We start from the raw sequence: 16,010 nt of genomic DNA on the forward strand, positions 1-16,010 counted from the left end.
TTGTGGCACTTGGTCTGGCGCCGAAAGGCATCAGGCGAAAGCCTCACCACTGCGGAGTGGTAGTTCAGTTGGTTAGAATACCGGCCTGTCACGCCGGGGGTCGCGGGTTCGAGCCCCGTCCACTCCGCCAAGCATGCAGAAGCCGCCCCGTCGCAAGATTGGGCGGTTTTTTGTTGCGCGTTCGCGCCTGGACCGTTGGCTGGAGTTTTGGCGCGAGGCCCCTGTGTCAGCGAGCGTGCGTCAGGGAACGGATGTTCACCAGTCCGGTCGACAACGCCGTGCCGACAATGATCACTGCCCCGCAGATCAGGGTCCAGCTGGTGATGGTTTCATCCAGAAACCACACGCCGTAGATCAGCGCAAAAACTGGTACCAGAAACGTCACCGTCAAGGCTTTGGCTGGGCCGGCCTGTTCGATGATGTGAAAGAACAGGATGTAGGCCACTGCCGTGCAGAACAGTGCCACCGCCGCCACGGCCAGCCAGGCTGTTTGGGTCACGCCTTGGGTTGGCCACAGCCACAGTGTGGGCAGGGCCAGTCCGAGCGTGGCCCCGATCTGGCTGCCCGCGGCGGTGGCCAGCGGGTGGGCGCCGGCCAGGTGGCGCTTGGTGAAGCTCGCCGCCAGGCCGTAGCACAGCGTGGCGAGCAGGCAAGCCCCCATGGCCAGCAGGCTGATGGCGGTGTTGCCTGCAGCCAGGGAGCCAACCGGTGCCACGCCCGACTTGCCCAGTACCAGCAGCGTCACGCCAATAAACCCGATCGCCAGACCCAGTGCGCGCGATCCGCCCGGGCGGTCCTTCAGCCACAACCAGGCCACCACGGCACCCGATAGCGGCACGGTGGCGTTGAGGATGGCGGTCAGGCCGGTGTTGATGTGCAGCACCGCAAACGAAAAAAGGGCAAACGGCAACGCCGAATTGAGCAGGCCGACCAGCAGGATGGGCCGGACCCTGCGACGGAAGTCGGCCCACACGCCGCGCACCAGGAACACCGGCAGCAGGAACAGCGCCGCGAGCCCCACACGCAGACCCGCTGTGGGCAGCGCGCCGAACTCTGCAGCCCCCAGTCGCATGAACATGAAGGAGGCGCCCCACAAGGCGGCGAGCAAACAGAATTCAGCGATCAGGGTGGGGGACATGCAAAGAGTATGCGGGTTCGCAGGCTTGCCAGCGACGACGCACTGATGCTACTGAGCCAGCTCATTGATGCTCACGCCCTCCAGCCGGAGCAAGGCTGATTTGCGCGGCAGTCCACCCGCATAGCCGGTGAGCGCGCCACCAGCGCCCAAAACGCGGTGGCAGGGCACCACAATGCCGACCGGGTTGCGTCCGATGGCAGCACCCACCGCTCGCATCGCGCTGGCGCGGCCGCAGGCCTGAGCGATCTGACCGTAGCTGGCGGTGTGGCCGGAAGGAATGGTCAACAGCGCGCGCCACACGGCTTGCTGAAAAGCGGTGCCGGCCGATAGGTCCAGCGGCAGGTCGAAGGGGCTGGCCTCACCGCTGAAATAGGCATGAAGCTGGCGCGCTGCGCGGCGCAATACGGGATGGTCTGGATCGATGGTCCAGCTGGCGACAGCGTAGGTATCGGGATGGTGTTGCTGATCGTCAAACCACAAACCTGCCAGGCCTTGTTCGCTGGCGGCCAGCAGCAGCGGGCCGAGTGGTGAGGCCACGGTGGTACAGACCAGGGTACGAGCCAGTTTCATGACAGATCGCTTTCGGATGAGGCGGAATGGGCAGATCGGTGGCAACCCGCCCAGGCGCGGACGACGGCGTATCCCCGCCATGGCTGCCAGGCATCGGCTTGAAGCGCGGCGCTCTGCTCGGCCAGGCGCCCGCGCAGCGGCGACAGGCCCAGCGCGGCGTGCACCGCGACATCGCCCGGGGGCCATGCATCGGGCCAGCGCAGGGCGCGCAGGGCGATGTACTGTGCGGTCCAGGGGCCGATGCCGGGTAGCTGCTGCAAGGCTCGCAACGTGGCTGGTGTGTCGGCCTGATCGCTGAGGTCGAGCCGGCCTTCGAAAGCGGCGCATGCCAGCGCCCGGATGGCCGCCTGACGTTGGCGCACGATGCCGAGCGCGCCCAGTTCGGCGGGATCGGTTTGCGCCAGGGCCTGGGGAGTCGGGAAGAGGCGATTCAATTGCGGATCGGGCGTGCTCAGCGCTTGGCCAAAGCGCTCGATCAGGCGGGCCGCGAGCGTGCGCGCAGCTGCGACCGTGATCTGTTGGCCGAGCACGCCGCGCACCGCGAGCTCGAAGCCGTCCATGCAGCCGGGCACGCGCAGGCCATCACCGCCTGGAAAGTCGTGCCGCAACGTGTTGTTGATGGCCTGAGGGTCGGCGTCGAGATCGAACAAGGCGCGCACGCGCCACAGCACATGGGGCATCACGGCCTGCAAGCCGGTACTGAGTTTCAGTTCCACCGCGTTGGCGTCAGGCTTGAAGTGCGCTTGCAGCCAGCCGGTGTGCAAGGTCCCGTCGACTCTGAGCGAGAGTGTGCGAGCGTACAGGCACGCAGCGCTGTCGACCCGCTCCACGCCGGGTAGTTGCCGCGTCGCCAGAAAGGTCAGCATGGCGCCCACATCGTAGGGAGGGCGCCATCCGAGACGGGCGGTGCAGGTGGTGCGGTGAGCCGGTGTTGATGCCTTGTTGCGCAGGGCTGGCCGCATTTGGGTGGGACTCATCCCGTAACGGGCCTGGAACGCGGCATTGAAGCGGCGCACGCTGCCGAAGCCACTCATCAACGCGACCTGTTGCACCGGCAGGCGGGTGTCAGTCAGCAACTGCTTGGCGGCCAACAGACGGCGCGTCTGCAGGTATTGCAGCGGCGACACGCCCAGGTCTTGCTCGAAGACGCGGCGCAGATGCCGGTCGCTGACGCCCAGGCGCTGAGCCAGCGCCGGCAAGGGTGATCCGCTCTCGGGGAAGGCCCAGCTGGCGGGTGCGTCCAGCAGCTTCATCGCTTCGCGCACCAGGATACTGCAAGCGTCCTGGTTGGACCAATGGCGGTCCAGCGGGGCCAGTTCGGGCCGGCAGCGCAAACAAGGACGAAATCCGGCGCCTTCGGCCTGCGCGGCGTGGTCAAAGAAGCGGCAGTTCTCACGCCGCGGCAGGCGCACCCGGCAGACCGGTCGGCAGTAGATCCCGGTGGAGGTGACACCCACAAAAAACCGGCCATCAAAACGCGCGTCATGCGCCGCCAGCGCCCGGTAGCGGGCATCGTCGGCGTGTCGTGCGGCGTGATCCATGGCGTTCATGGTACGCGGCAGTCGGCGATCTGACTGGCCATTTCCGGACTTTTGCCTCACTCGCTGAGCGCAGGGTCATCCCTACAATGTTCGTCATTCACGTTGTTCAGGGAAATCATTTCATGCAAGTTGCCGCTTCGATCTTCAAGGCCTATGACATCCGGGGTGTTGTCCCCAGCACCGTGAACGAGGGCGTGGCCGAAGCGCTGGGCCTGGCGTTTGGCACCGAGGCCCGGCGCCTGGGTGAGCAGGCCGTGGCGGTCGGCCGCGATGGTCGGCTCAGCGGACCAGCTTTGTCGGCGGCCCTGATCCGCGGGTTGGTGGCCGCGGGCATCGATGTGATCGATATCGGCATGGCGACCACACCCATGCTGTACTTCGCCGCGAACACCCTCTGCCAGAGCGGTATCCAGGTCACCGGCAGCCACAACCCCAAGGACTACAACGGCTTCAAGATGGTGCTGGCCGGTCGTGCCATTTATGGTGAAGACATCCAGGCACTGCGCCGCACGATGGAGACCGAATCGCATCAGCGTGCCGAGGGCGGCCAGGTCCGGCACGTGGATGTGTCAGACGCCTACCGCGACCGCATCACGGGTGACGTCAAGCTGAGCCGGCCCATGAAAATCGTGATGGACTGCGGCAACGGCGTGGCAGGCGCGTCTGCGCCTGCGCTGTTCCGGGCCCTGGGTTGTGAAGTGATCGAGCTCTTCAGCGAGGTCGACGGCGAGTTCCCGAACCACCATCCGGACCCGAGCAAGCCCGAGAACCTGCAAGACCTCATCCGCACGCTGCGCGAGACCGACGCCGAGCTGGGTCTGGCCTTTGATGGCGACGGCGACCGGCTGGGCATCGTCACGCGCGACGGTCAGAACATCTACCCCGACCGGCAGATGATTCTGTTTGCGCAAGACGTGCTGTCGCGCGTGCCCGGCGGCAACATCCTCTTCGACGTGAAGTGTTCGCAACGCCTGGCGCCGGCGATCGAGGCAGCGGGCGGTGTCGCCCATGTGTACAAGACCGGCCACTCGCTGATCAAGGCGCGCATGAAGGAACTGGACAGCCCACTCGGCGGTGAGATGAGTGGCCACATCTTTTTCAAGGAGCGCTGGTACGGCTTTGACGATGGCAGCTACGCCGGTGCGCGTCTGCTGGAAATCCTGAGCCGCAGTCCCGACGCCAATGCCGTGCTCAACGCGTTGCCCACCAGCTACAGCACGCCCGAGCTCAATGTGTCCTGTGCCGAGGGTGAACCGCACGCGGTGGTTGAGCAGCTGGTCGCGCTGTCGGCCACGCACCCAGCATTCGCCCCGCCGGCCAAGGTGTCCACCATCGACGGCGTGCGGGTGGACTGGCCGGATGGTTTTGGCCTGATCCGCGCGTCCAACACCACGCCGGTGCTGGTCTTGCGCTTCGAGGGGCACACGCAAGAGGCGCTGCACCGCATCGAGGCGGTGATGCTGGCGCTGCTGCTGAAGGCCAAGCCGGATGCGGTGGTGGGCTCTGCACAACATTAGGACCACCCCCGCCCCGCCTGCGGCGTCACCCCCTCCAGGGGACAACGCTGGCCGACCGGCGGAGCCGGATCGGCGGCGTCCTGGCCTCGGTCGCGGCGTGACGGCGGGCGGGTGTCAAAGGTGTGCTTGCAGGCGCTGAAGCAAGCGGTCGGCCTGTGGCTCAGGAGGGCGCCTGTCCTCACGTGGCCCGGGAGATGACCAAACGGCCTGGACAGCGGAAGCCAGTTCGCTGGGGTCGTTGATCGGCCGACTTAAGCCCTGCGCATCCAGCCTGGCGTAGCTCTCGCTGAAATTCCAGACCTTGGGGCCGTGCAGCACGGTGCAGCCCAGTGCCAGCGGCTCGAGCGGGTTGTGACCGCCGACCTGGGCCAGCGACCCACCGACCAGGGCCACCGGGGCCAGCCGATACCACAGGCCGAGCTCGCCGATGGTGTCTGCCAGGTAGACCGGCGCCGTGGTCGGCAGGCTCTGGCCCTGGCTGCGTTGAGGCGTGCCGGGTGGACAAAGGGCGGCCACCTCGGCGCCGCGGGTCGGCACGCGCGGTGCGATGATGAGCAGAGCGTCGGGCTTGTGTTGCCGCAAAGCTTCGTGGGCTTGAAGCGCCAGCGTTTCTTCCCCGGGGTGGCTGGACGCGAGCAGCCAGATCGGCCGAGTACCCAGTGACCCTCGCCATCGAGCGAACTCGCCTGCATCGTGACTCAGGGGTGGCGACAGGGTCTTGATGGTGCCGCTCACGGTGATGCGCTCGGCGCGGGCACCGAGTGACGTCAGCCCTCGCGCGGATTCGGCGTTCTGCGCAAACACATCCGCAAAGCCGGGCAGCAAGGCCTGGTAGATCCAGCGACCCCAGCGGCGCTTGCGCAGCGATTGTTCGGACAGGCGCGCATTGACCAGCACCCGGGGAACGCCCTGGTTGTCTGCCGCCGTGATCAGCGCGGGCCACAGGTCCATCTCGCACCAGAGCGCCAGGGTCGGTTGCCAGTGCCCCATGAAGCGGGCCGTGGCTTCGGGTGTGTCCACCGGCGCGAACTGATGCTGGCATCGCAGGGGCAGGCCTTGCCGCTGCAGTGCATCGCCCGAGGTGCGCGCGGTCGTGGTGATGAGGAAGTGCAGATCGGGCCGCGATTCGCCGAGGCGGTGGAACAAGCCAGCCAGCGCCATCGACTCACCCACGCCCACGGCGTGTCCCCACACCAGCGGACCGACGGGTCGTGGTGGCATCTGCAGCGACAGCTTTTGCTGGATGCTGGCCACCGTTTCTTTGCCCCGGGTCAGTCGGTGCTGCAGGCCCCAGCGCCAGACCGGTGCCAGCGCACTCGCCAGGCTCAGGTAGGCGCGCAGGGCCAGCGGCCGCTGGCTCACTGGGCATGCTCCTGCAGCCAGGGCAGCAGGGCGGCCAGGTGCTTGTCGGTGGCGCCGCCGTGTTCAGCGAAGAAGGCATCTGCACCTGCCATTGCCTCGGTGTAGGCCTCGGGCGAGGCCAGCAGGCGCAGCAGCGCGTGCGCCAGGCTGGGCGCATCGCTGTGCTGCTGCAGCACGCCCGCGGCCAGTGCCTCCACGCCGGGGTATTCAATGCCCCAGATACTGGGGCCGACCATCACCGGCTTGCGCAACGCCAGCGGCTCAATCACGTTGTGTGCGCCAGTGTCCACGAACGAGCCCCCGACCACCACCACCTGCGACAGCGCGAGGTAGAAATACATCTCGCCCAGCGAGTCGCCGAGCAACACGTCCAGCGCGCCCACGTTCAAGCGGGCGCTTGGTGTCAGCACAGCGTCGAGACACTGGCTGCGCCGCGCCACGCGCAAGCCCTCCTGCGTCAGCAACTGTTCGCTCTCGTCGAAGCGCTGCGGGCTGCGCGGCACACAGACGAACAGCGGGCGCGGCGCAGCCGCTTCGTCGAAGGTCTGCCAGAGGATCTGCATGGTTTTCACAAACGTCGCGTCCTCGCCCACGACCACACTGGCAAAACACACCACCGGTCGACCCCCTGGTCTGCGGGTGGCGAGCCCCCAATCCAGTGCGAGCCGGTCGGCCGCAGCCAGCTGCTGCGAAGACACTGGCAGATCGAAGCGCGTCTCACCCGCCACCACCACGCGCTCGACACCCAGCGCTCGGAAACGCTGCGCGTGCGTTTCCGACTTGCACAGCACCAGCGCGTAGGCCTGGAACAGCGCGGCCCGAAAGCCCCACCATTTTTTGCGGTCACGGGCAAAGCTGTCTTTGGGGTACTGCGCGTTCGCCATGGCCAGCGGCACGCCCTCGGCCCGCGCGGTGGTGAGCAGCACCGGCCAGGTGTCGATCTCGGTCATGAGCGCCGCTCGCGGCCTCACCTGCCGGATGAAGCGTCTCACTGCCCACCCCAGCTCCAAGGGCAGATAGGCCACTTGCAGGCGGCCTTGTGCCATCGCCTCGGCGAACAGCTGGCCAGCGGCGGTGCGGCCCGCGGGCGTGAGCGTGGTGACCAGGATCGGCAGGCCGTGCTGCAAGAGCTTATGCACCAGCGGCGCCGCGCCGCGCAGCTCACCCATGGAGGCGGAATGCACCCACAACGGGCGTTTCAGCTCGGTGGTGGTGTTGCCGAGGCGTTCGCCCCAGAAGCGTCGGTACAGCGGCTCCTTGCGCCCCCGTTGCCACAAGAAGAGCAGCGCCAGCGGCAGCAGCAGGTGCCACAGTGCCCGGTAGATCACCAGAAGCGCCGAGACAGGGCCGCTGAAAGGAATGCGACCAGGGCTTGGGCGGTGAGCGGGCGGGGTGTCGGTCATGCGGGCGGGAGGGCTCGGGCCAGTATAGTAACGACCTGGGCGTTGCCGCAGTGCTGGCCTGTACCGCACGTCTTCGAAACATCTCCCTCATCCCCGCATGAACATTCTGGTTGTCGGCACCGGCTCCATTGGCAAGCGGCACATCGCCAACCTGCTGGCCCTTGGGGTGGATGTCCGGGCCTTCAGCTACCGTGCGGCGGCGGGGGTTCCGAGCAGTCAGCCGGTGCTGCTCGATCCTCGTGTGCGGCTGGTTGGCGACCTGGCGCAGGCCCTGGCGTCCGATGTGCACGCGGTGGTGGTCGCCAACCGCACCGACCAGCATCTGGCCGTTGCGCTTCAGGCGGTGCGCCTGGGCAAACACGTGTTCATTGAAAAGCCCCTCGCCGCTTCGCTCGCGCAAGTCAAGGAGCTGGTGGGCGCTGTGTGTGACCAGGGCCTGGTGGTCGAAGCCGGCTTCATGCTGCGTCATCACCCCAATCTGCGCTGGATGCAGTCCTACCTGGGCAGCGGCGCGCTTGGCGAGCTCATGCACCTGCGTGCCTCTGTAGGCCAGTGGCTGCCCGACTGGCGGCCTGGCACCGACCACCGCCAGGGCTACGGCGCATTCCGCGCGCAGGGCGGAGGTGTGATTTTCGATCTGATCCACGAGCTCGACCTGGTGCACTGGCTGGTGGGCCCGGTGGTGGATGTAAGTGCCATGACGCGCGTGGTGCCGGCGCTGGAAATCGAGACCGAAGGCGTCGCGCAGATCGGCCTGCGCATGGCCTCTGGCGTGTTGGCCCAGGTGCATCTCGACTACGTGCGCCCCGGCTACGGGCGCGAGATGGAGCTGGTGGGTCGCCATGGCGTGCTGTCCTGGGACTACACGAAAGGCACCGTGTCGCTTGCCCGATCGGGCGCCGCGCCCGAGGTGGTGCACCGCGTACCCGACGGCTTCGAGCGCAACACCTTGTTTCGCGACCACATGGCGCATTTTCTGCAGCGCATTGAAAAGCCGAGCCTGCCTGCGTCGTCCTCGTTGGCCGACGCGGTGTCGGTGCTGCGCATCGCGCTGGCGGCGCACCAGTCTGACAGGGATCGACGCTTCGTTCGCCCCGATGATGTGACCCCTTGAAAGATTGACTCACATGAACATCACCTGCGTTATCGGCGCGCGCGGCGGCTCCAAAGGCGTGGCGGGCAAGAACTTCCGCCCGCTGCTCGGCAAGCCCCTGATCGCCTGGAGCATCGAGCAGGCGCTCGCCTGCCCGGAGATCGGACGCGTGGTGGTCTCCACCGACAGCGAAGCGATTGCCGAGGTGTCTCGTGCAGCGGGGGCGCACGTGCCTTTTATGCGCCCTGCTGAGCTGGCCAACGACACCGCTGGCAAGTGGGAGGTGTGGCAACACGCCCTGGCCGCGACCGATGCGCACTTCGCCGGCGACCCGATCGACCTGTTTGTGGACCTCGACTGCACATCGCCGCTGCGCGACGTGGCCGATATTTCGCGCGCCATCGCCCAGTTCCAGGAGGCCAGCGTGGATGCTGTGTTCAGCGTCTGCGAGGCGCGCAAGAATCCCTACTTCAACATGCTGGAGGCCGACGAGAACGGCACCCTGCGCATCTGCAAACAGTTGCCCAAGCCCATCGTGCGTCGGCAGGACGCGCCCAAGGTGTACGAGCATGTGGCGTCGATCTACGTGCTGTCGCCTGATTACCTGCGGCGTGGTACCGGCCTGTTGTCCGGCCGCACCCAAGGCTACGACATCGGTTCGGCCAAGAGCCTGGACATCGACAGCGAGTTCGACTTTGAACTGGTGGAGTACCTGATGCGCAAGCGCCTCGGCCTGCCCACCTGATCTCCAACACAGGACCCAACATGACTCAACGATTTGATCTCACCGGCAAGGTGGTGGTGGTGACCGGCGGCACGGGCCTCTTGGGCTCTGCCTACTGCCAGGGCCTGGCCGAGCATGGCGCCCAGGTGGTGATGGCCGACCTGGCTGCGGCCGATCCGGTCGCCAAGGCCGCGGCCATCCAGACTCCCAAAGGCCCAGGCGCCTGGGGCATGGCCTGCGATGTGGGCGTGGAGGCCGATGTGGTCGGCCTTTTCCATGAGGTGATGAAAAAGTTTGGCCGTGTTGACGCGGTGCTCAACAACGCCGCCGCTACCGGCGAGCACCTGATTCGCCAGGGTGCTGTGTTCACGTCGTTTGAGGATTCGACGCTCGCGGTGTGGGAGCAAGCCATTCGCGTCAACCTCACCGGCGTGTACCTGGTGGCCAGAGAAGGCGGCAAGGCCATGCTCAAGAGCGGTGGCGGCAGCATGGTCAACGTGTCGAGCACCTATGGCGTGGTCGGCCCCGATCACCGCATCTACGAAGGCATGAAGTTCAATTCGCTGCCGAGCTACGCCGCGGCCAAGGCGGGCGTGCACGGTCTCACGCGCTGGCTGGCCACCTACTGGGGCGAGAAGGGTATCCGCGTCAACACGCTGGTGCCTGGGGGCGTGGAAAACAACCACGACCCCGAGTTCGTGCGCCGCTACACCGCGCGCGTGCCGCTGGGGCGCATGGCCAAGCGCGAAGACATGGTGGGCATGATGATTTACCTCGTGTCAGACGCGTCGGCGTATTCCACCGGCCAGCAGTTTTTTGTCGACGGCGGCTGGACCGCGGTCTGACCTTCAGGAGCACACTCCCATGAAAATCGCCCACCGAGAGATCGGCCCCCAGCAACCGCCCCTGGTGATCGCCGAGATCGGCATCAACCACGGCGGCAGCCTCGACGTGGCCAAGGGTATGGTCAGCGCGGCGCACAGCGCTGGCTGCGAGATGGTCAAACACCAGACGCATTTCGTCGACGACGAAATGACCGATGAGGCCAAGCAGATCTTTCCACCCAATGCGGACGTGTCCATCTGGGAGGTGATGGAGCGCTGCGCCCTGTCTAAGGACGACGAGATCGCGCTCAAGAAGCATGCCGAGTCGCTCGGCATGATCTATATTTCCACGCCCTTCTCACGCGCAGCAGCGGATTTTCTGAACGACATCGGCGTGGCTGGCTACAAGATCGGCTCGGGCGAGTGCAACCACTTGCCACTGATCCGCCACATCGCGGGGTTTGGCAAGCCGATCATCATGAGCACCGGCATGCAGACGGTGGAGACCATGCGGCCTTCGGTACAGGCGCTCGACCAAGCGGGCGTTGAGTATGCGCTGCTGGAGTGCACCAACCTGTACCCGTCGCCGCCCGAGATCGTGAGCCTGCAAGGTATCAACGCCTTGCGCGCCGCCTTCCCGCGCGCCGTCATCGGTTTCTCTGACCACAGCATCGGCCCCTCCATGGCGCTGGCCTCGGTGGCCCTGGGCGCCTGCATTCTGGAGCGCCATTTCACCGACACGCGCTACCGCAAGGGTCCGGACATCTTATGTTCCATGGACCCGGCCGAGCTCAAGTTCCTGATCGACCGCTCGCGTGAGATCCACACGGCCTTGCACAACCCCAAGCAGCGCACCGGCCCCGAGGAAGACGTGTACCGCTTTGCGCGCGGATCCATCGTGGCAGACAAAGATTTGCCCGCCGGGCATGCGATCACCGCCGCAGACATCTGGGCACGCCGCCCCGGCTCGGGCGAAATCTCCGTGCAGCACTTCGACCGCCTGATCGGCTCCCGGCTCACCCGCGCCGTGAAACGCAATCAGCAGTTGCTCTGGACCGATCTGGACGGCGTGACCCCGCTGGCGAACGCCTGATGAGCGACGCGCCCGTTACCGGCAAGCGCCTGCTGTTCGTCACCGGCACCCGCGCTGACTACGGCAAGCTCGAGCCATTGGCCGTGGCTGCGCAGCAGGCGGGCTTTGTCATCAGCTTCTTCATCACCGGCATGCACATGATGCGTCGCTACGGTGAAACGCGGCTGGAGGTGAAGCGCTTTCCGAAGGCCGAGTTCTTCGAGTTCGTGAATCAGCGCGAAGGCGATGCACAGGAGTTCATCCTGTCCAAGACTCTCCTGGGGTTTTCCGACTTTGTGCACGAGCACCGGCCCGATCTGGTGGTGATCCATGGCGACCGGGTGGAAGCGCTGGCTGCTTCGATTGTCTGCGCCATGAAGTACATCCCCTCTGCACACATCGAGGGTGGCGAGGTATCCGGCACCATCGACGAGAGCATCCGCCACTGCAACACCAAGCTTTGTGCCACGCACTTTGTGAGCTCCGAAGCAGCCAGAGCCCGCGTGCTAGCGTTGGGTGAAGCACCCGATAGCGTGTACAACATCGGCTCGCCCGAACTCGACACCCACGCCCGACCTTCTGGCGTCACGATTGACGAGGTGAAGCGCCGCTACGACATACCGTTTGACGACTACGGCATCGTCATCTTTCACCCGGTCACCTCCGAGGCGGACAGCATGGGCGCGCAGGCGCGCGCCTTGTTCGATCGACTGCTGGCGAGTGGGAAATACTTTGTGGTGATCCTGCCGAACAACGACCCAGGCACCGAAAGCATTTTCGCGGTGCTGGAAACGCTGCCAAAAGACCGTTTCCGGCTGATCCCGTCGATGCGTTTCAACTACTTTTCCGAGCTCATGAAACACGCCGCCGTGCTGGTAGGGAACAGCAGCGCGGGCGTTCGCGAGGCTCCTTTTCTGGGATTGCCCAGCCTCGATGTGGGGACACGCCAGAACAACCGCGCCTCGGCACCCTCCATCGCCGCTGCGTCGGCTTTTGATGTGGACGCCATTGACCGCTTTCTGGCGGAGCAATGGGGCTGTTCCCACACTTCTGACCAATCGTTTGGCGGCGGCGATACTGCACAGCGCTTTGTTGAAATCCTGCGCGAGCACAGTTATTGGCAGCGGCCCGCGCAAAAGGTGTTTGCCTCATGACGGCTGAGCATCAATTGCCTGGCCTCATGGTGTTGCTTATCAATTTGCCTCGTTCGGTGGAGCGCCGTGCCCGTATGGAAGAACGTTTGACCGAACTGGGGCTGGCCTATGAGCTGCTGCCCGCGGTGGACGGGCGAGCGCAGTGGGACGAGCTGCTGAGCTCGGTGAACGTGGACGCTTTTCAGCGCCACGTGGGGCGCGACGTGCTGCCCGGCGAGGTAGGCTGCTACCACTCACACCTGCAGGCCTGGCGCCGCTTTCTGGCGTCTGAGGCGCAGGCGCTGCTCGTGCTGGAAGACGACATGGTTTTTCATGCCGATTTTCTGGACGCCTTGCGCACGGCCTTGCGTGGCCAGGCGCACTGGGACATGCTCAAGCTCGCCAAGATCCGCGCCAAACAACCCGTGTGCCAGGGGCATTTGGGTGCTTACCGGCTCAACGCTTACCTGGGTGCGGCCACCGGTTTCGGTGCCTACCTCGTGCAGCGAGAAACGGCGAAGCGCCTGCTCCCCGCACTACTGCCCATCCGGGCACCGATCGACCGGGAGCTTGAGCGGGTGCAGGCGTACGACCTCCGGCATTTCGGTCTGGAGCCCTTTCCGAGCCACCCTCAGGACGAGGGGCAAAGCACCATCACCGGTCAGCATTTCAGCGCAGTCAAGCGCTATCCTTTGAGCCGCCGCTGGACCAAGTATGCCGAGCAAAGCCGCAACCTGCTGTTGCGGTTGTTCTACCTGGGCCGCCGGGGCAGACTCTGGCCGCGCGCATTGACCTTGCCTCTGAGAGAAACCCTATGAAATCACCGCGCGTGGTGCTCTGCATGAAGTGGGGTACGCTGTACCCGCCCGAGTACGTGAACGTGCTCTACAGCGCATGCCGGAAGTACATCACCGGCGATTTTCGTTTTGTCTGCCTGACCAACGAGCCTGAGGGCATCGTTTCGGGCGTGGAGGTGTTTCCGATCCCGGACATCGGTCTGGACGAATGGCACTACTACAACGGCGCCTGGCCCAAACTCGGCGTGTTCAAGGCCGACCTGTACGAGCTGAAGGGCAGGGCCTTGTTCATTGACCTGGACACGGTGCTGTTGGACAACATTGACGCGCTGTTTGAGCAACCTGGACCGCTGGTGGCGATTGATAACGACCCCTGGAAAGAGAGGACAGGGCATCCTTGCACCATGTCTTCGGTGTTTGCCTTTGAACTCGGTTCGCTGGAGCATGTGGTTGCCCAGTTGCGCGAAGACCGCGACGGCTTGGTCAAGCGGCACATCATTGAGCAGGAATACCTGCACCACGCGGTGGAGGGCATTCGATACTGGCCACAGGAGTGGCTCGTGAGTTTCAAGTACCACCTGCGGCGGCCGCTGCTGGTCGATCGGTTTTTGGCACCTTCTGCGCCGCCGAAGGGTGCTCGCCTCCTGATTTTTCACGGCAAGCCACGACCGGTTGATTTAGCCCGCCCACCGAGAGGTAACTGGGATCGATTTCCCCACTACGGCGCAGGCGCAGTCGGGTGGATGCGCGACTACTGGCGTCTGCACGGAGGACGAGTTAATTGACCTCGCCGAACGCGCAAGGCAGGCCGACGGTGGATTGGCGTCTGGTGTTGGTTCTTTGGGGCGATAAATACGCTGCGAGCCACGTCAACGTGTTGGCGGTCAATGCCTACACTCAGTCGCCCACCTGTGGTGGGGTCATTCTCATGACGGATCGTCTTCGCGAGGGAATAGATGACCGTGTTCAGCAGGTCTTGATTTCAGACCGATTCAATCGTGATGAGTTCAAGAAAAATTACACGATCAAGCTCTCGCTGTTTGACTGTGGCCCCCGAGAGAATGGTTTGCCACTGGTCTATTTGGATCTTGATACGGTCGTGATCGGCGACTTGGGGAAGATCGCCAGTCTCGTGAACGAAAAGAATGATATTTACATGTTGCCCCCGGGCGGAGCGTTGGGGTTTGGGCTCATCAGGCGCCTGATATTTCGTGGCACGCATGGTCGGAGAATGGCTGTAGGCAACTCATCTGTCTTGGCATTTCGATCAGACATGAAGCCCAACCTTGCCGATGAGTTCCATCGTCTGAGAGAATCTCGACCCACCGATACCAAGGTACTTATGAACGACGACCTGTTTATCTCGTGGTTCGGACAAATGAGACTGAAACCCGTTCCAAACGCGCTTGGTGTGATGTTCAGACGTGAGTTTCTGTCCAGAGCTCGGTGGTTTGGTTGGCTAAAAAGCAGGCTGCCCTGGGTTCGTCGCCGCAGAGAGGGTGTTGTGGCCGTGACCTTCAACGGAATAGAGCACAAACTGGAGACCCTGCTGCAGCTCCCCGATGGATCGCTACACCATGACGCCAAGGGTCGATTTGGATACTGGAGTCGACAAGAGATGGGTTCGATCAAGGACAAGATTGTCAGACGGGCTGGCCTGCTAGAGCGGGCAAACCCATGATGTGCCTTGACTTTCAGCAGTCAGAGAAGTTTAGGCTTGACAAGGCGGCCATCCTGCTCAGTGGTGAAGACAAGATCCGCACCAAGGGCAACTCGAACGAAGTGAAGGCGGCAGCTTTGCGCAAGCTCGTGCACGAAGGCTACGGCCGCACGGAGGCCAATCAGGCCTGTGCGGACTACTTTCGGGACACCTACCGCATCTGGGGTGGTTGATGTGCAGTTGCACCATCGTCATCCCGACGCACAACCGTGAGGACTTACTCCTAAGGGCTGTGAAGTCGGCGCTGGCAGCATGTCCCGCCGATGGTGAAGTGTTTGTGGTGGACGACAAGTCCATTGTGGCGGCCTCACAGGTCTTGGCACACCTGCAAGACGCTCGGCTGACAGTCCTTGCCAACACGGGCCCCAGTGGTGCAGCCAACGCCAGAAACTGGGGTGTTTCGCAGGCCGCTGGTGATGTTGTGTTCTTTCTGGATGACGACGACGAGATGGTGAAGGACTACTGCCAACGGATCTTGTCACCGAACGGTCCGGCGTCGCTGGCCGATTGGGGATTCTCTAGCACGATCGAGCGGCGTGGGATCTGGGAAGCGGCCGACCGCCTGCGGGTTCGGCGACGTCTTCGCAACGGCCTTCCCCGCGCCGGCTCATCGCCCCGTGACTTGGTGGCGGCATTGAGCGATGGCTTGTGGATCAAGCGACTGTTGATCCAACAGATGGGCGGGCTGGACCCCGAGCAGGCGGTTGACGAAGACACCGATCTCTGTGTGCGATTGCTGGCAGCTTCCCGTTGTCCCTGGTACGAGGTCGATCCTGGGACCATCGTCTATCGGGGATACATGCCGTCGCGTGCCGAGGGCACTCCACTGACAGTGGCCACACCTGAGCTTCGCGCACTGGCATGCTATCAGCGCACCCATCAAAAGAACGCCCACCGGTTTGGCCGTTTCAGCCGCATGCGGTGGTTTTTGGTCACGAGATTTGTTCGCAAGGCGGTCAAGGCGGGTGAAATCGGGATGGCCACGGACCTGATCGGCTCACTTCGCCCAACCTTGTTTCGCCTTTGCGCGTGGGGATTCTTTTGTCTCAAGCGGATGGCACACCGAGGCCGCCCGGCTCGAACGTAGATTTGTTTTCAATCCCTTCGATGTTGGTC

Annotated in this window: 16 protein-coding genes and 1 tRNA gene; 12 read left to right on the top strand and 5 right to left on the bottom strand. The window is 64.4% G+C overall.

From position 1 onward, the window contains the following. The first annotated feature begins 53 nt into the window (after window positions 1–53). A tRNA-Asp gene (locus tag QUV25_RS10700) sits at window positions 54–130 on the top strand. Between the two features lie 96 nt (window positions 131–226). Here the strand turns inward: QUV25_RS10700 and QUV25_RS10705 are convergent. From QUV25_RS10705 to QUV25_RS10715, 3 genes are read right to left on the bottom strand one after another with little or no spacing between them, the layout of a single operon-like run. After that, on the bottom strand, window positions 227–1,138 hold the full coding sequence (locus QUV25_RS10705) for a DMT family transporter (protein ID WP_300863717.1): 912 nt from the start codon (window positions 1,136–1,138) through the stop codon (window positions 227–229). Window positions 1,139–1,186: 48 nt separating this feature from the next. Next, window positions 1,187–1,708, bottom strand: coding sequence for a methylated-DNA--[protein]-cysteine S-methyltransferase (locus QUV25_RS10710; RefSeq protein WP_300863719.1), 522 nt, complete (start codon window positions 1,706–1,708; stop codon window positions 1,187–1,189). After that, entirely contained in the window at window positions 1,705–3,249 is a 1,545-nt protein-coding gene (locus QUV25_RS10715; protein ID WP_300863722.1) for a DNA-3-methyladenine glycosylase 2 family protein, read from the bottom strand. The genes QUV25_RS10710 and QUV25_RS10715 overlap by 4 nt, the downstream gene beginning before the upstream one ends. A gap of 122 nt (window positions 3,250–3,371) precedes the next feature. Between QUV25_RS10715 and QUV25_RS10720 the strand changes: the two genes are divergently transcribed. After that, on the top strand, window positions 3,372–4,766 hold the full coding sequence (locus QUV25_RS10720) for a phosphomannomutase/phosphoglucomutase (protein ID WP_300863725.1): 1,395 nt from the start codon (window positions 3,372–3,374) through the stop codon (window positions 4,764–4,766). Window positions 4,767–4,880: 114 nt separating this feature from the next. Here the strand turns inward: QUV25_RS10720 and QUV25_RS10725 are convergent, their stop codons facing one another. After that, window positions 4,881–6,128: a glycosyltransferase N-terminal domain-containing protein gene (locus tag QUV25_RS10725; RefSeq protein WP_300863727.1), complete on the bottom strand. Its 1,248-nt coding sequence runs from the start codon at window positions 6,126–6,128 to the stop codon at window positions 4,881–4,883. Further along, a complete protein-coding gene (locus tag QUV25_RS10730; RefSeq protein ID WP_300863729.1) occupies window positions 6,125–7,531 on the bottom strand; it encodes a glycosyltransferase N-terminal domain-containing protein in 1,407 nt (468 codons plus the stop codon). The genes QUV25_RS10725 and QUV25_RS10730 overlap by 4 nt, the downstream gene beginning before the upstream one ends. Window positions 7,532–7,628: 97 nt before the next feature. On the opposite strand from QUV25_RS10730, the gene QUV25_RS10735 reads away from it, so the two are divergent. The 10 genes from QUV25_RS10735 to QUV25_RS10780 are packed head-to-tail and all read left to right on the top strand — an operon-like array spanning window position 7,629 to window position 15,981. Then, window positions 7,629–8,645 carry a Gfo/Idh/MocA family oxidoreductase gene (locus QUV25_RS10735; RefSeq protein ID WP_300863730.1) on the top strand — a complete coding sequence of 339 codons (1,017 nt, stop codon included), beginning with the start codon at window positions 7,629–7,631 and terminating at the stop codon, window positions 8,643–8,645. A 13-nt stretch (window positions 8,646–8,658) separates the two neighbouring features. Next, window positions 8,659–9,369 (top strand): acylneuraminate cytidylyltransferase family protein, encoded by a 711-nt coding sequence (locus QUV25_RS10740; protein ID WP_300863731.1) that lies wholly within the window; start codon window positions 8,659–8,661, stop codon window positions 9,367–9,369. A gap of 20 nt (window positions 9,370–9,389) precedes the next feature. Next, window positions 9,390–10,193 carry an SDR family oxidoreductase gene (locus QUV25_RS10745; RefSeq protein ID WP_300863734.1) on the top strand — a complete coding sequence of 268 codons (804 nt, stop codon included), beginning with the start codon at window positions 9,390–9,392 and terminating at the stop codon, window positions 10,191–10,193. A gap of 19 nt (window positions 10,194–10,212) precedes the next feature. After that, a complete protein-coding gene (locus tag QUV25_RS10750; RefSeq protein WP_300863735.1) occupies window positions 10,213–11,265 on the top strand; it encodes an N-acetylneuraminate synthase family protein in 1,053 nt (350 codons plus the stop codon). Next, a complete protein-coding gene (neuC, locus tag QUV25_RS10755; RefSeq protein WP_300863736.1) occupies window positions 11,265–12,398 on the top strand; it encodes a UDP-N-acetylglucosamine 2-epimerase in 1,134 nt (377 codons plus the stop codon). The genes QUV25_RS10750 and neuC overlap by 1 nt, the downstream gene beginning before the upstream one ends. Continuing rightward, window positions 12,395–13,195: a glycosyltransferase family 25 protein gene (locus QUV25_RS10760; RefSeq protein ID WP_300863737.1), complete on the top strand. Its 801-nt coding sequence runs from the start codon at window positions 12,395–12,397 to the stop codon at window positions 13,193–13,195. Before neuC ends, QUV25_RS10760 begins: the two co-directional genes overlap by 4 nt. Next, window positions 13,192–13,959, top strand: coding sequence for a glycosyltransferase (locus QUV25_RS10765; protein WP_300863738.1), 768 nt, complete (start codon window positions 13,192–13,194; stop codon window positions 13,957–13,959). Before QUV25_RS10760 ends, QUV25_RS10765 begins: the two co-directional genes overlap by 4 nt. Then, window positions 13,956–14,855, top strand: coding sequence for a hypothetical protein (locus QUV25_RS10770; protein WP_300863740.1), 900 nt, complete (start codon window positions 13,956–13,958; stop codon window positions 14,853–14,855). The genes QUV25_RS10765 and QUV25_RS10770 overlap by 4 nt, the downstream gene beginning before the upstream one ends. Then, window positions 14,852–15,067: a hypothetical protein gene (locus QUV25_RS10775; protein WP_300863741.1), complete on the top strand. Its 216-nt coding sequence runs from the start codon at window positions 14,852–14,854 to the stop codon at window positions 15,065–15,067. The genes QUV25_RS10770 and QUV25_RS10775 overlap by 4 nt, the downstream gene beginning before the upstream one ends. Next, window positions 15,067–15,981, top strand: coding sequence for a glycosyltransferase family 2 protein (locus QUV25_RS10780; protein ID WP_300863744.1), 915 nt, complete (start codon window positions 15,067–15,069; stop codon window positions 15,979–15,981). The genes QUV25_RS10775 and QUV25_RS10780 overlap by 1 nt, the downstream gene beginning before the upstream one ends. The last annotated feature ends 29 nt before the right edge of the window (window positions 15,982–16,010 follow it).

Source organism: Hydrogenophaga sp. (assembly GCF_030373245.1).
Classification (GTDB): Bacteria; Pseudomonadota; Gammaproteobacteria; order Burkholderiales; family Burkholderiaceae_C; genus Hydrogenophaga.